Origin of the sequence: Sphingomonas sp. Leaf208, from assembly GCF_001421415.1 — a bacterium.
Taxonomy (GTDB): domain Bacteria; phylum Pseudomonadota; class Alphaproteobacteria; order Sphingomonadales; family Sphingomonadaceae; genus Sphingomonas.
Genome location: NZ_LMKH01000035.1, coordinates 65584 through 80160, shown reverse-complemented (window position 1 = coordinate 80160; position 14577 = coordinate 65584). Strand labels below are relative to the sequence as shown.

At 66.1% G+C, this 14577-nt stretch carries 17 protein-coding genes; 3 read left to right on the top strand and 14 right to left on the bottom strand.

The genetic code is table 11. The features are described from left to right. Positions 1–8: 8 nt before the first annotated feature. The 13 genes from leuB to ASE69_RS15380 all read right to left on the bottom strand — a co-directional run bounded on the left by leuB (position 9) and on the right by ASE69_RS15380 (position 12372). Positions 9–1055 (bottom strand): 3-isopropylmalate dehydrogenase, encoded by a 1047-nt coding sequence (gene leuB / locus ASE69_RS15440; protein ID WP_056488562.1) that lies wholly within the window; start codon positions 1053–1055, stop codon positions 9–11. A gap of 41 nt (positions 1056–1096) precedes the next feature. Then, positions 1097–1828, bottom strand: a complete 732-nt coding sequence (gene recO / locus ASE69_RS15435) for a DNA repair protein RecO (RefSeq protein WP_056488560.1) — start codon at positions 1826–1828, stop codon at positions 1097–1099. Between the two features lie 119 nt (positions 1829–1947). Continuing rightward, entirely contained in the window at positions 1948–2925 is a 978-nt protein-coding gene (locus tag ASE69_RS15430; protein ID WP_056488557.1) for a polysaccharide deacetylase, read from the bottom strand. A 155-nt stretch (positions 2926–3080) separates the two neighbouring features. Beyond that, positions 3081–5006: an excinuclease ABC subunit UvrC gene (gene uvrC / locus ASE69_RS15425; RefSeq protein ID WP_056055419.1), complete on the bottom strand. Its 1926-nt coding sequence runs from the start codon at positions 5004–5006 to the stop codon at positions 3081–3083. Between the two features lie 318 nt (positions 5007–5324). After that, positions 5325–5645 (bottom strand): DMT family transporter, encoded by a 321-nt coding sequence (locus tag ASE69_RS15420; RefSeq protein ID WP_056488555.1) that lies wholly within the window; start codon positions 5643–5645, stop codon positions 5325–5327. A gap of 155 nt (positions 5646–5800) precedes the next feature. Then, entirely contained in the window at positions 5801–6373 is a 573-nt protein-coding gene (locus ASE69_RS15415) for a hypothetical protein (protein WP_235518928.1), read from the bottom strand. 37 nt (positions 6374–6410) lie between these two features. Beyond that, positions 6411–6905: an ATPase gene (locus ASE69_RS15410; protein WP_056065115.1), complete on the bottom strand. Its 495-nt coding sequence runs from the start codon at positions 6903–6905 to the stop codon at positions 6411–6413. A 54-nt stretch (positions 6906–6959) separates the two neighbouring features. Next, positions 6960–7187 (bottom strand): F0F1 ATP synthase subunit C, encoded by a 228-nt coding sequence (locus tag ASE69_RS15405; RefSeq protein ID WP_055873230.1) that lies wholly within the window; start codon positions 7185–7187, stop codon positions 6960–6962. Between the two features lie 39 nt (positions 7188–7226). Then, complete coding sequence (locus ASE69_RS15400) at positions 7227–7985, bottom strand: F0F1 ATP synthase subunit A (RefSeq protein WP_056056028.1); 759 nt, start codon at positions 7983–7985, stop codon at positions 7227–7229. A gap of 70 nt (positions 7986–8055) precedes the next feature. Next, positions 8056–8376 carry an AtpZ/AtpI family protein gene (locus ASE69_RS15395; protein WP_056488546.1) on the bottom strand — a complete coding sequence of 107 codons (321 nt, stop codon included), beginning with the start codon at positions 8374–8376 and terminating at the stop codon, positions 8056–8058. Between the two features lie 279 nt (positions 8377–8655). Next, positions 8656–9036 carry a YdbL family protein gene (locus tag ASE69_RS15390; RefSeq protein WP_056488543.1) on the bottom strand — a complete coding sequence of 127 codons (381 nt, stop codon included), beginning with the start codon at positions 9034–9036 and terminating at the stop codon, positions 8656–8658. Position 9037: 1 nt separating this feature from the next. Then, positions 9038–9265: a YnbE family lipoprotein gene (locus ASE69_RS15385; RefSeq protein ID WP_056488540.1), complete on the bottom strand. Its 228-nt coding sequence runs from the start codon at positions 9263–9265 to the stop codon at positions 9038–9040. Then, positions 9262–12372 (bottom strand): YdbH domain-containing protein, encoded by a 3111-nt coding sequence (locus ASE69_RS15380; protein ID WP_235518848.1) that lies wholly within the window; start codon positions 12370–12372, stop codon positions 9262–9264. The genes ASE69_RS15385 and ASE69_RS15380 overlap by 4 nt, the downstream gene beginning before the upstream one ends. 140 nt (positions 12373–12512) lie before the next feature. Between ASE69_RS15380 and radC the strand changes: the two genes are divergently transcribed. The 3 genes from radC to ASE69_RS15365 all read left to right on the top strand — a co-directional run bounded on the left by radC (position 12513) and on the right by ASE69_RS15365 (position 13976). Further along, positions 12513–13217: a RadC family protein gene (gene radC / locus ASE69_RS15375; RefSeq protein ID WP_056488537.1), complete on the top strand. Its 705-nt coding sequence runs from the start codon at positions 12513–12515 to the stop codon at positions 13215–13217. 82 nt (positions 13218–13299) lie between these two features. Beyond that, positions 13300–13509 (top strand): hypothetical protein, encoded by a 210-nt coding sequence (locus ASE69_RS15370; protein ID WP_056488535.1) that lies wholly within the window; start codon positions 13300–13302, stop codon positions 13507–13509. Between the two features lie 65 nt (positions 13510–13574). After that, on the top strand, positions 13575–13976 hold the full coding sequence (locus ASE69_RS15365) for a BLUF domain-containing protein (RefSeq protein WP_082453165.1): 402 nt from the start codon (positions 13575–13577) through the stop codon (positions 13974–13976). A 75-nt stretch (positions 13977–14051) separates the two neighbouring features. Here the strand turns inward: ASE69_RS15365 and ASE69_RS15360 are convergent, their stop codons facing one another. Continuing rightward, positions 14052–14480 (bottom strand): calcium-binding protein, encoded by a 429-nt coding sequence (locus tag ASE69_RS15360; RefSeq protein ID WP_056488529.1) that lies wholly within the window; start codon positions 14478–14480, stop codon positions 14052–14054. Between the last annotated feature and the right edge of the window lie 97 nt (positions 14481–14577).

The window sequence follows — 14577 nt, the reverse complement described above, 5'->3', positions numbered from 1 at the left end:
CTGGGCGGTCAAACGAGATTAGCCAACACTGCATCGCCCATGTCGCGGGTCGACAGCGTGCCGCCGAGATCGGGCGTGCGCGCGCCGCCGAGGATCGCGGCAGCGACGGCCGCCTCGATCCGATCGGCCGCTTCTGGGAGGTCGAGCGAGTGGCGCAGCATCATCGCCGCGGACAAAATCGCCGCACACGGATTGGCCTTGCCCTGACCGGCAATGTCCGGCGCACTACCGTGGATCGGCTCGTACATCCCCTTGTTCGAGCCGTTGAGCGCAGCAGACGGGAGCATGCCGATCGATCCGGCGCACATCGATGCCTCGTCCGAAAGGATGTCGCCGAACAGATTCCCGGTGACGATCACGTCGAACTGGCCGGGGTTGCGCACCATCTGCATCGCCGCGTTGTCGACGTACATATGGCTGAGCGCGACATCGGGATACTCGGCCGAGACCTCGATCACGACGTCTCGCCAGAGCTGCGAGGTCTCCAGCACGTTCGCCTTGTCGACCGAGAGCAGCTTGCCCTTCCGGGTACGCGCGGTCTCGAAGCCGACGCGCGCGATGCGCGCGATCTCGGTCTCGTCGTAGCGCATCTCGTCATGCCCTTCGCGCAGGCCGTCGGCGGTGGTGCGGATGCCCTTCGCGCCGAAATACACGTCGCCGGTGAGCTCGCGGACGATCACCATGTCGATCGAGCGGGCGATCTCGGGGCGGAGCGCGGACGCGTCCTCGAGGCCGGCAAACAGCTTGGCGGGACGCAGGTTGGCGAACAGGCCGAGGTCCTTGCGCAGGCCGAGAATGGCTTGCTCGGGGCGGAACTGGCGTTCGAGCGCATCGCAGTCGGGATCGCCGACCGCACCGAACAGGATCGCATCGGCACGGCGGGCGAGCTCGAGCGTCTCGGGCGGCAGCGGATGGCCGACCGCCTTGTACGCGGCACCGCCGACGAGGCCTTCCTCATAGGTCAGGTCGAGGCCGAGCGTATCGAGCACGCGACGGGCCTCCGCCGTGACTTCGGGTCCGATGCCGTCGCCGGCCAGTATCGCGATCAAGGGCATGTGCGTTTCTCCTGCGCGGCCCCTTGCCGGGCGGTGCGCGCTCACGCAACCGCCCTTTTGAGGCGATCGACCAGCCGGTCGCGCGCCGCCAACGGGTCGGCGCGACGGTCGACGAGGATGTCACGAGCGAGGAAATGGCCGGTCAACCGCAGGCCGTCGAATATGTCCGGCCATGCCGCTTCACCGCCTGCCAGCAGGAAGTCGGGTAATCGCAGGAGCTTGCCTTCATACCCGAACGCCGCCCCGCGCGAGACGGCTGCGCCGCTCTTGGGGCTGACAAAGCCGAGATCCTCTTCGATTCCGCTCGCGACGCAGCGGTCGAGATCGAGACCGAACCCCAGTTCCGCCAACACCAGTAATTCGTACCGGACCAGCGCCGCCGCCCAACCGCGAGCGGATGGCGCGCTCTCGATCGCACCCAGCACGCCGTCGAGCGCGTCGTGGATCTGCGGATAGGGCTGTGCTTCGGGGAGAGCTGCGGCGGCCAGCGCAGTCGCCCATTCGAGCGCACCGGCGGCAAGCGGTTCGCCGTGCAGCGTCGCGCGGCTGTGGATCAACTCCGCGGTCAGCGAGGCGAGTTGCTCGCCGGTCCGCGCGCGCCACTCGCCCTGGATGACGTTCGCCTGGAGCAACACCGGCCGCATGGCGCGCGACCGCCCGCCGCGGACGTAACCGGGCTGGACGCCGTCGTTCCGGGTCAGCGCGCGCACGATCGCGCCATGCTCGCCATGCTGGCGAACGGCGACGACGATGGCGGAGGCGCGGAGGTGCATGGGTTACCCTGTACCGCTCTGGCTCGAAGGAGAGGAGAGATTTAGCCGCAGATCGGCTTTGCCGTCACGCCGACCGTTCGTAAGTCGCACCGAACCCTCTGTGCCACGACCGACGCGTGTCAGGTGCGCCGCGACCGGGGGCGTTCCGAGATCCAGTTCGACCACAGCTGCTCGGCCTGTCGCCAGCGCGTGCGTACCGGGTCGGGGCCGAGCGGGACGTCGCCACGGTCGAGTTCGAGCGCCGGGCGATCGGTGAAATGCGTGGTCGGCAACACGTCGCGCATCTCGGCGAGCATGGTGCACAATGCCTGGAAGCGGCGGACATGGACCGCGTTGGCGCGCGTGCCGCGGCGGTTGGCGAGTTCGAATCCGTGGCTGACGATCGTCACCGCGGCATGGTGCGACACCGCCGCATGTTCGAGCGCGTCGTAGCTTTCACCCGCCGACAAGGCGCAGAGCTGGAAGGTGCGGATCCGGCCGCGCAGGTCCTCGATCACGGTTACCGGGACTTCGGTGATGCCGGTGCCGTGTGAACGCCGGACCGGGGCGATCTGGCGTGCAGGCAGCGATATGCGGCTGGTGTGCGGCGCCTCTGACCCGTTGTGGCTGCTGTCATAGGCGAAGCCCAGGCCTTCGAGCGCGGTCAACGTATCGTCGTTCGCGGCATAGCTCCCTGCGCGAAACGCGATCGGGTGCGCCGCGCCGGCCTCGACCAGCAATTCCGTGGCGCGAACGAGCAGGTCGGTCTGTTCGGCGAGGCTGTACGTGTAGAGCTGGAACCGGTCGTGCGCGACGCCGCGATCGCCCGGTCGCGCGCTAGTCCAGTTGGGGTGGAGGTGGAGCTGGACCTCTTGGCCGGCGTCCAGGATCGTATCGATCATCCGACGGATCGGCGCCGGTCCGAACGTGATCGCGGGCATCGGGTCGACGAAGAAACACGCCTTCAGATTGTGCCGGGCCAGCTCGGCCAGTTGATAGCCCAGCCCTACCCCGGCCGGTTCCAGCGACCGCGCATAGATCGCGTCGCAATCCAGACCGGCAGCATGGTGGCGCCACGCGAACTCGGTATCGATGGTCAGGAAAACAGGCGTAGTCACGGATTAGTATGTAACAATCAGTAGTGAAAATGGCGTTGTGATTTTATACAAATCAACTTGATTTGGGTTATAAATTTTTCCCGATCCGGGACGTCATCATCTTCAGGCCCGCATGACGATCTGTGCGTTCTCGATTGGCGGCCAAGTCCATGCGGCTACCGTGAATGATAGAAGTCGTAGACCTGTTGCGCGACGCCCGCCGACACGCCGGGTGCCTGTTGCAGATCCTGCAAGCTCGCGTTGCGCACCGCGCGGCCGGTGCCGAAGTGCATCAGCAGCGCCTTCTTGCGCGCGGGGCCGATGCCGGGGACTTCGTCGAGCGGGCTGGCGCCGATCGCCTTGCTGCGCTTGTCGCGGTGGACGCCGATAGCGAACCGATGGACCTCGTCGCGCAGCCGCTGGAGGTAGAACAGCACCGGGGCGTTGACCGGGAGCTGGAACTCGCGGCCGTCGAGCATGTGGAACACCTCGCGACCATCGCGGCCGTGTTCCGGCCCCTTGGCGATCCCGACCAGGCACACGTCCTCGACACCGATCTCCTCGAGCGCGGCCTTCACCGTGTTGAGCTGTCCCTTGCCGCCGTCGATCAGCACGAGGTCCGGCCAGTCGCCCGAATCGCGATCGGGATCCTCGGCCTGCGCGCGTGAGAAGCGGCGGGTGAAGACCTCGCGCATCATCGCGAAATCGTCTCCCGGGGCGGTATCCTTGTTCTTGATATTGAACTTCCGATACTGGCCTTTCCGAAAGCCCTCCGGCCCCGCGACGACCATCGCGCCGGTCGCGGCGGTCCCCTGGATGTGGCTGTTGTCGTAGATCTCGATGCGCTCGGGCGGCTCGGCGAGGTCGAACAGGTCGGCGACTTCGCGCAGCAGCTTGGCCTGCGTGGTCGATTCGGCCTGGCGCCGTTCGATCGCCTCGATCGCGTTGCGCTTCGCCTGGTCCATCAGACGACGCCGATCGCCGCGCTGCGGAACCTGCAACGCGATCTTGTAGCCGGCGCGTTCGCCTAGTGCTTCGGCTAGTAGTGCACCTTCCGTCAGTTCGCGGTCGAGCAGGATCTGCTTGGGGGGCGGGACTTCTTCGTAGAACTGGCCGAGGAAGCTGGTCAGCACCTCGTCCTCGGGGACGTCGTTGGTGTGTTGCGGGAAGAAGCTGCGATGGCCCCAGTTCTGACCGCCGCGGATGAAGAACGCCTGGATGCCGATCAGTCCGTCCTTGCACGCCATCGCGAAGATGTCCGCGTCGCCGACGCCCTCCGCGTTGATCGCCTGCGTGCCCTGGATGAAGGTGAGCGCGCGGAGACGGTCGCGGAGCAGCGCCGCGAGCTCGAAGTCCATGTTCTCGGCGGCGGCCTGCATCTGCGCGCCGAGCTTCGCCTGCACGCCGGTCGACTTGCCGCCGAGGAACGCCTTCGCATCCTCGGTCAGTTCCCGGTACGCTGCCTCGTCGATCCGCCCGACGCACGGCGCCGAGCAGCGCTTGATCTGATACAACAGGCATGGCCGGTCGCGGGTCTTGAAGAAGCTGTCGGTGCAGCTGCGCAGGAGGAACAGCTTCTGGAGCGCATTGAGCGTGTTGTTGACCGACCCGGCGCTGGCGAACGGGCCATAGTAATTGCCCTTCGCGCGGCGCGCACCGCGGTGCTTCTGGACCCGCGGGAAGGCGTGGTCGTCGCGCAGGAGGATGAACGGGAAGCTCTTATCGTCGCGCAGCAGCACGTTGTAGGCAGGGCGATATCGCTTGATGAGCTGCGATTCGAGCAGCAGCGCCTCGGCCTCGTTGTTGGTCGTGACGATCGTCATCGACCGGGTCTGCGACACCATCCGCTGGAGGCGCTTCGTCAGCCGCTCGACCTGGACGTAGTTGGCGACGCGGTTCCGCAGCGCGCGCGCCTTGCCGACGTAGAGCACGTCGCCCCGCGCGTCCTGCATGCGGTAGACGCCGGGGCGGATCGGCAGCGTGTCGAGCACGTTGCGTATAGCCGCCACGCCGGCCGCGAGGTCTGGCGCTTCACCGCCGCCGCGGACGGCGAATGTGGACTTGTCTTCGTTGAACCGGTCGGGGGAATTGGGGGAGGACATTGTTGGGGAATCTAGGGAGTGCGAGGGGGTTATGCCAGCGGAAGGCAGTGATGTTCACGCGAAGGCGCAAAGGCGCGAAGAGAAGGAGTTTAGTTCACGCGGAGGCGCGGAGCCGCGGAGACAAGATTCGAGCACTCAGCGTTCGTTCTCAACCTGCCAAAGGCTTACATCCACTCGTGGCTGCTCGGTACATCATCCCGAGCTGCAACACCTCCGCGGCTCCGCGTTTCCGCGTGAACCCGCCTTCTCTTCGCGCCTTCGCGCCTTCGCGCCTTCGCGTGAGTCAATCTTACGCGCCCTACGGGCGAAGGCAGAAGATCAGGTTTGGGCGAAGACCTTGGTACCGACGATGCCGACCACGGTCAGGGCCATGAAGCAGGCCTGGATGCCGCTGACCTTGTCGCCGAACAGGATGACGCCACCGATGATGACGCCGATCGCGCCGGCGCCGGTCCAGATCGCATAGGCGGTGCCGGCGGGGAGGCCGCGCATGGCGAGCGCGAGCAGGCCCATGTTGACGAAGCTGAGGATGATCGGGACGCTGGAGGCCTGCCACGTGGCGACGGTGGCCGCCCATTTCAGGCTGAGCGCCCAGCAGATTTCGGTGACGACGGCGACGGCGAGGATGAGCCAGGACATAGGTGTTCTCCAACGGGCTCAGATTGGAGACTCGGCCGCCGGAAACCCGGGAAGAGACGGCCGTCAATAATGATGAGTCGTGGGAGGGGCGTGCCCTCACCTTCCCACTGCTTTGCAGTGGGCCCCTTCCTCTCCCCGAGGGGAGAGGAGTAGAATTAGTTCAGGCGGCTGAGGCCCGAGATCGAGCGGTCGACCATCATGCGGTCGGCGGCGGCGTCGTGGTGCTCGGCGATGAGGATGCCGGCAGCTTTCGCCGCGGCATCGGCCGCCCGCGCGCGGACTTCGGCGATCGCGGCGCGCTCGGCGGCGGCAATCTTGTCCTCGGCCATCTTCGCGCGACGGGTCATGAGGTCTTCGGCACCGGCCTTCGCCTTGGCGATGATCGCCGCGGCTTCGTGATGCGCATGGGCCTTCATGGCTTCGGCTTCGACGTGTGCGGTCTTGGCCTTTGCCTCGTACTCGGTGCGGATCGCTTCGGCTTCGGCACGGAGCGCCTTCGCTTCGTCGAGCTGCGTGCGGATGCCGGCGATGCGCGTGTCGAGCATCTTGCCGATCATCCCCGGAACCTTCTTCCAGATCATCAGCAGGATGACGACGATCATCGCCACCGCGACCCAGCCGGTCGAGGTCAGGCCGAGCGCGGTCGGATCGGGCACATGCTCGACGCCGCCGGGCGCGGCCGTGTGACCCTGGAGGCCCTGATTGTCGATCGCACCCTCGGGCGCCATGCCCTCGCCGTGGATGACCTTTGCGGCCGAATCTGGATTAGCCATGCGCCGTCGTCCTGCGTACCGCGTCGGTCGCCGCGTCCAGGCTGACCTGGAGGCCGGCTACCTTGGCGGCCAATTGCTGTGCTGCTTCGGCGGCGACACCCTGCAAGTTCGAGAGCGCCTCGGCCTTCGCGTTCGCGACCGCCAGATCGTGGTGACCCAGACGCTCGGCGAGTTCGGCGTCGGCCGCATGGACCTGCTGCTCGAATGCGGTCGCCGCACGCTTCGCAGCTGCCGCGGTCTCGGCCTGCGCCGCAACGCGGGCGGCGTCCATTTCGGCCTGCCAGTTCGCCTGGACCGTATCGGCCTGCGTACGGGCGGCGACCGCTGCCGCCAGATCGCCCGCGATTCGGCCTTCGCGCGAGTCCACGTTGGACACGATCTTTGGCACCATTCCCTTGCCGATCCCGAAATACAGGATGCCGAAGGTGAGGAGCAGCCAGAAGATCTGCGAGGCGTAGGTAGCGGCTATCTGGGAAATCTGGGGCATGTCGGTCCTTCGTGAAACGGCCGGGCGCGGTCGCCCGGCCAATTCAGCGAGTTGTTAGGCGACGAACACGAGGATGATCATCGTGACGAAGGCGAGCAGACCGAGAAGCTCGGCTGCTGCGAAACCGATGAACAAACGGCCCTGCTGGCTGTCGGCTGCGCCCGGGTTGCGGAGAGCACCGGCGAGGAACTGTGCGAACACGTTGCCCACGCCGAGTGCCGCGAGGCCCATGCCGATCGCTGCGAGGCCGGCACCGATCATCTTTGCTGCTTGTGCGTCCATGGTAAATTCCCTTTGAAAATCAGTTGGTAATGGAAAAACTTAGTGAAGGTTTACGGCGTCGTTCAGATAGACCGACGTCAGCAACGCGAACACGTATGCCTGGATCGCGGCGACCAGCAGTTCGAGCAGCGTGATGCCGATCATCAGCAGCATGCTCGGCGCGCTCACCAGACCAATATACATCCCGCCCAGGTTCAGGCCGTTGATCACGAACGCGGCCAGCACCTTCAGCAGGATATGCCCCGCGGTCATCGCCACGAACAGTCGCAGACCGAGCGAGAACGGACGCACCAGGAACGACATCAGCTCGACCACGAAGATCAGCGGGATCATCAGCGCGGGCGTGCCGCTCGGCACGAACAGCGAGAAGAAATGGAAGCCGTGCTTGCCGAAACCGACGAGCAGCACGATCGCGAAGCTAATCAGCGCCAGCACTCCGGTGACGGTCATGTGGCTCGTCACCGTGAACGGATGCACGCCGGGGACGATGCCAAACGGCAGCAGCCCGATGATGTTCGCGAACAGGATGAACATGAACAGCGAGAAGACGTAAGGCACGAAGCGCTTGCCGCCGGGGCCGACATTCTGCTCGAGCATGCCGGAGATGAAGCCGGTGAAACCCTCGACCGCCATCTGCCAGCGACCGGGCACGAGCTCGCGCTTCATGCCACCGATCATGAACGCCCAAAGCGCGACCAGCGTCACCACCATCCACAATGCGGAATTGGTGAACGACAGGTCATAGCCACCAACGATCCAGTGCGAGCCGAACGCCGGCTCGATCAGGAACTGGTGCATCGGATCGATCTTGCCGCCCTGTTCTGCCGCCACGTGGAATCCCTGCCGTCTTGATACGACAAACGCCCGGTTACTCCGGGCGTTCGCCTGAAATTCGAATGATCTGCCTGAACGCGACCGCTATCCCGAGGAACAGCAGCACGATCAGCCCCCAAGGGCCAGTGCCGAACCAATGGTCTATCAACCACCCGATCAGCGCACTGCCGACGAGACTCCCGATGAGAGCGGAAATGACGCGATTGCCTTGCGAGTAACCCCGCTCGGCATCCGCCCCCTTCTGCCCCTTTGCGAGCGTTTCCCGATGCTGCGCCTCTCGCAATCGCTCATCGAGCGCGGAAAGTCGCGGATCTTCAACACCCTGGGGGTCCTGTCCGGGTTCGATCTCCGCCACGCACGTTCCTCCACATGATTTCGCATCGGGGAGGAAGCAAGCAGCGACGAGCGATCCCGCCAAGGCGCGGTCCGTTTAGAAAAGGGGGGGGTGCAAGTCAACCGGTGTGACAGGGGTGTCATTCATCGAGGCGGCGATGGGATTGGGCCGACCCTACTTCTTCCCCCCTCCCTGGAAGGGAGGGGCCGGGGGTGGGTCGGCCGGTTGGCTGGCGTCACGGATCCCAAGCAGCCTACCCACCCCCAGCCCGTCCCTTGTCAGGGAGGGGAGTACTTCAAATTAAACGCAGCGCGAATCGCGTTCGGGGGCGCCGGCGGTTCGCGTCTTCCAGACACCGTTCGGCGTCTTGTACTTCTCACCAGGGTTGGTCTGCATGATCAGGTTGCAGCCGCTCGTGAAGGCGAGTTGCTCGACCGTCGCGCCGCTCGCCTGCGCCTTTTGCGTGTACGCCGACTTGCGCTGGATATTGATGTTGTTGACCAGCGCGCGAAGATCGCCGCTCGCCGCGCCGACCAGCCCCAGATAGCCGTCGGGCTGCTCGCCGACCTCACCGCCCGCACGCGCCGCCGCGTAGGCCGGATCGCGCTGCGCGGTTGCCGCGACAGACAGGCCACCGAGAGCCGCCCCTGCGGCAACCATCATAAGGACCTTGGTCTTCATCTTAGAATATCCCCGGGTTCTGCTGGATCAACGATTTCGCCTCGCCATCGAGACGATAGACCACTTCCTGCGTGACGTTGATGTTGAGGTTGATCTCGATCGGCTTGTCGGGCGCCGACACGTTGATGCAGCCCGGCAAGGCCGCCGTCAGCCCGATTAGTGCGATCGTCCTCGTCATCATCTGCAAGATCGACCTTTGCTCCAGCTTCTTCAATCCTGTTTCGGTCATGGCACGATCCTGCTTGCGGGAGGCTGAATGGTTGGGGGTTTCGGGGGCGGCGCCGACTGCTGTTGCAGCAAAGCCGGCAGGTTGCGCTGGATCAGCCGCTTCGGATCGTAGAAGCTCTGCGCCGAATCGAGCAGCCCGCGGAACGGCGCCTTGATCCGGATATTGAAGATGAACGGCAGTTTCTGCAGGCGACGGACGATGAAGTTCGCCTTTGCCCCCTCGCCCTGACTGATCCCGGCGAACCGCACGTCGGTGACCATTTCGCCCGCGAGCGGCCCGTTCATGCCGACTCGCAACGACTGGTAGCGGAGCGACTTCAGCGCCTGGAACGCGATGTTCGCCCATACGCCGAGATCCTTCTGGCTGAGGTCGCCGACATAGGCGAGCGTGCCGCCGCCCGGCCGGACGCGCAGGTCGCCGCCCTCGATCCGCCCGCCGGTTTCGTCGAAGATCATCGGCAGCACGCCGTCGAAGATCCCGGTCGCATCGAGATTCTTGAAATCGAACTGTTGCAGGAATTGGTCGGCCGCCATGTTGGCGACGTGGAACGTCATCCGCCGCTCGGACTGCGCGGAGAAATCGAGCAGCGTCGGGTCGAGCGTCAGCGATCCCCCCGCGAACGGCCACCGCCCGCCCTCGACGCGCACGCGCGCGCGCGGCAACGTCTGGTAGCGGATCGTGCCGTCGCTGACCGGAATGCCGGGGTTGAGCGTACGGATCGTCGCCACCTGCCCCGGTGCGCTCTGGAGGTTGAGCAGGTCGGTGAAGCGGATCTCAGTGGCGATGCCGGTGACGGGGCCGAATGCGGCAGCAAGATCGGTGCCGGCTGTGCGGAACACGCCGGTGCTCGTCACGCCATCGGGGTTCCAGGCGATATGCCCCTCGCCGCTGACCGATCCGTTGACGTCGGCGATCACGCCGAAGGTTAGCGGCGTGAGCGCGTCGGGTTGCAGCTTGTCCTTGGCGAACGCGATCGCGGGGACGTTGAGGTCCGCCTTGCCTGCGCCGGCACCGAGTGCGTGGGTCAGCGTGACGTCGGCGACCTTGGTGTTGGTGGTCGGCTCGAACAGCGTGCCGGCGGCGGTGATCGTGCCGTTGACCAGCGCGAGAGTCACAGTACGCGCGGCGAGCGGCTTGAACCTAGGCGTTGGCGCCGCATCAGATACCCCCATTGCGCCGGTGAGGTTCAGCGCGCCAGTGACGAGCGTCCAGTCGCCGGCAGCCTCGCCGAGCAACAGCGGCACGTTGGCGATCTGCCCCGAGCCGCCGGTGAACGCGCCCGCCACGCCTCGCCCGGTCATACGGCCCGTGACGGTGGCGAAGTCGAGTCGCGTGACGCGTTCCGACGCGCCGATCCGGGTCTGGACGCCGTCGATGGCAAAGCCGCGATCCGCCAGCCGCACGGTCGCTCCGGCGGTCGCGAGCGTGATCGGGGTAGTGCCGAGTCGGCCGCCCAGCTTGGCCGCGGCGATCTTTGCGCCGCCGCTGACCCGCGCGCCGTTGACCTGCACCAGCGCGCCGTCGAGCGGGCACAAGGTCAGCCGCGACGGATCGAGCACCAACCCGGATATTGCCAGACGCTGGACGACCAGCGGCGCGCAACCGGTGTTGACGACCAGCCGTCCGCGTCCATCCCACAGCGCCGCAACCGGCATCGACAGACCATCGACCCGGTTGGCGGAACCGCCCGCACCGATCGGTCCCCCGAGCGTGACACGCGTCGCGATCGAGGTTGCCCCGCCCGGCGTCGCGCTGAAGGTGACGGGAGTAAGGGCAAGCCGCGCATCCCCCGCCGCATAGGGCGCGATGGTGGCCACGCCGCGGATCGCCGCGCCCGGTTTCGCCTGCGCCAGCGACACACGCGCCTCGGGCAAGCCGCCGCCGCGCATCGCTAGTACCGTGTCGAGCCGGACGCCGCCGTTCGGCCAACCGAACGCGACCCCGGTCCCGCCGCCGAGCGCCACGCGCGCACCGCTTGCGGAGGCAAGCGCCAGACGCGACAGCACGGCCTTGCCGCGTCCGCCATCGATCCGCACGCGAAGGTCGGCGTCCGCGGCAAATCCGCGGCCGGCCTTCTGAACCGCCTGTGTTACCGCTTTAGCCAACGGCGCGACGGGCGTCCCGGCGCCCGCATCACCGACGTCTGCCAGCCCTGCGAGTCGCTTCTGCGCGACTGCCGCCCCGCTCGCCTGGACGCGCCCGTCGAACGCGATCTGCTTGCCGGTCCGGTAGGTGCCCGCGAGCGCAAACCGCCGCGCGCCGCCCTCGGTGGTGCGAACCGTGTCGGCGGCGATGTCCGCCTTGCCGCCGGTCGCCGCCGCGGTGCCGGTGAAGTCGATCGTGCCCCCGACACCCGCCAAAGTCGCACCCGGCGTCCGTGCTGCGCCCGTCTTGAGCGTTGCTTTGCCCTGCCAGCGATCGAGCGCGGCGGAGAGTCCGACGTCCAGATCGGCCACGATCCGCTCGGCCTGCGTCGTCCCGCAGGTGAGGCGCGACACGCGCACCGGCCCCGTGATCGTCGGTTTCGCCGCATCGATCCGCAACCTCACCGTCGCCGCGAGCCGGTCGATCACGCACCCGCCGACATCGAGCCGCTCGCTGATCGCTGCCAACGTACCGCGAAACCCGTCGTCGAGCTTGCCGGAGCCCGCGACCTTCAGTCCGACGATCCCCTGCGGCATCTCCAGCCGCATCCGCCCGTCCGCGACGTACACGTCGAGCGCGGGCAACGCGAACGGCTTGCCCGACGGCGCCGGAAGCAGTTTGTCGATCGCGCCGAGCGAGACTTTCCCGTCGACCAGCCGCCCGCGCAACCGGACCTTCCCCGCGCGCACGCCCTCCAGATACGGCCCCGACAACCCGACGCCGGTCCGCGTCTCGACCCAGTCGGCGACCAGATCGGGATGCGCCGGATCGCCGATCACGACGTTGGTCAGTCGCTGGCCGCCCAGCGCGAGGTTGGCGATGTCGTAGCGCGCAGGCACGCCGGCCTTGGCGAGTTCGCGGTCGATGAATCCCTCGGCGATCGGCTTCCGGACGAGCCACAGCACGACCAGTCCAACGATCAGCAGCAGCGCGATCCCCAGCGCGACGCGGCGGGCAGTCACAGAACGGCGAGGTTCGGCCCCGGGGTCGGCCCCCGTCTCGCTCGTCTCGGTCACCAACTCACTCCGCCACGCTTTCAAGGCCTGCATAGGCGGGAGCGAGGGCGTCATGCAATTGCCCAGGGATGTGCTAGCATCGCAAAATGGCCGATCCGGACGAAGACGCTGACGTCCGGGGGGACGATTTGAAGGGCCATCGCGGCCGCCTCCGCAAACGCCTGTTCGAGGGCGGCAGCGATGCGCTGCTCGACCATGAACTCATCGAATATCTGCTCGCGATCGCTATCCCGCGCGGCGATACCAAGGCGCTCGCCAAGGCGCTGATGCGCGAGTTCGGCGGGATCGGCGGCGTGCTGACCGCGGATGCCGAGGCGCTCGGCCGGGTGAAGGGCATGGGCGAGATCTCGACCGCGGCGATCAAGATCGCGCACGCCGCCGCGATCCGCCTGCTGCAATCGCATGTCAGCGACCGCCCGGTGCTCGCCAACTGGCAAGCGTTGCTCGATTATCTCCGCGCGGACATGGCGCATCACGCGATCGAGCGGTTCCGCGTGCTGCATCTCAACACCAAGAACATGCTGATTCGCGACGAGGTGATGAGCAAGGGATCGATCGACCAGGCCGCGGTGTACGTCCGCGAGGTCATCCGCCGCGCGATCGACCTCGGCTCCGCGTCGATCATCCTCGTCCACAACCATCCGAGCGGCGACCCTTCCCCCAGCCGCGCCGATATCGACATCACGCGGACAATTGCGGAGGCGGGCAAGCGGCTCGGCATCACCGTCCACGACCATATCGTGATGGGCACCGCCGGCCATGTCAGCCTGCGGGCGCAAGGGTTGATCTGACGCAATCAGATAAAGGAGAAAGAACCGAAACTCCTCGTGCCTTTTCATCCGTATCTTCGTTGTCACAGCAAAGGAATTGCATGTGGATAACAAGTTGCACGACGAAGCCTCGGAGGTAGCCGCCGAGCACGGTCAGGTCATGGTCGACGGGCCGGACGGGGTCGCCGTATCATTGACGCCCGACGCCGCGGCCGAAACTTCCGATCGGCTGCTCAATGCCGCCCTCGAGGCGCAGGGGCAGATCCTGGCGGAAACCCGCATTGCGAAAGATCGGGTGCGCAAAGCCGACTGATCTACCGCAAGTCGTAGCTCTCCGATCTATAGTAGCGATATGCGCAACTATCGACCGGAGACGCGATGCGCCAAATTCTATACATGAGTTCGAGCACCATAGCCGGCGACAAGGCCGATCTTGTGGGAATATTGCAGCAGTCGCGGCACAATAACGCGCTGCATGACATCACCGGGCTGTTGTGGTCGGACGGCACGCATTTTCTTCAGGTAATCGAGGGACCGACCGCTTTCGTCGACGCGACGTTCGGCCGTATTACGCAGGACGATCGTCATTACGATCTGTCGCTCCAGCACAATATTCCGATCCACGAACGGCAGTTCGGTGCTTGGACGATGGCACACAGGCGCGCGGACGATCCTGTCGATGCGTATGATGCGCGGATGCGACGCCTGCTCAACGGCGCGTCGCAGCGGGTGCGCGATCCCTTCCTCGCGTTGATGGCGACGGGTTCGCTGGACGGCTGACGTAACAAAGGCCGCCGGGCCCGAACCCGACGACCTTGATCCGTGCGATGGGACTTTGCGGACGTGCCATTGCCGTCAGCCCTGCGACAGGAAGCTGGTGACCTCGGTCTTGGTCAGCGACTTGCTCTTGTCGGTATCGGCCTGCGCAAAGGCGGCGGAGACCGATTTCTTGGTCTCGGGGGCGTCGGGCTTGGTCGACGGATCGGTCTTGCTCTTCAGCGCGACCATCCAGCCGCCGAATTCCGTCGCGCTGAGCTTCCCGTCGCCGTTCTTGTCGTAGGTCGGGAACTCGGTGTCGACGACCTGTGCGACCTGGCTGCCGGTCGCGGGCTGCTCGCGCGCGGCGGGTTGCATCGGTACTGCATCGGTTGGCGTACCAGATGGGGCGGCCTGCCCGACAGCAGCACCGCCCGGCCCCGAAGTCTGCGAGGATGCCGTGGTCGTCTGCGCCAATACGGGTGCAGCAACCAGTGCCGCGCCGGCCAGCATAGCATATTTCAACATTGCGTCTCTCCGGTAGTGTTCTACGCATCTACTAAGCGACGTTGCGCCCATGCCCGATATATACTCGGCATAGCGAACCGCTTAACCACTCTATAGG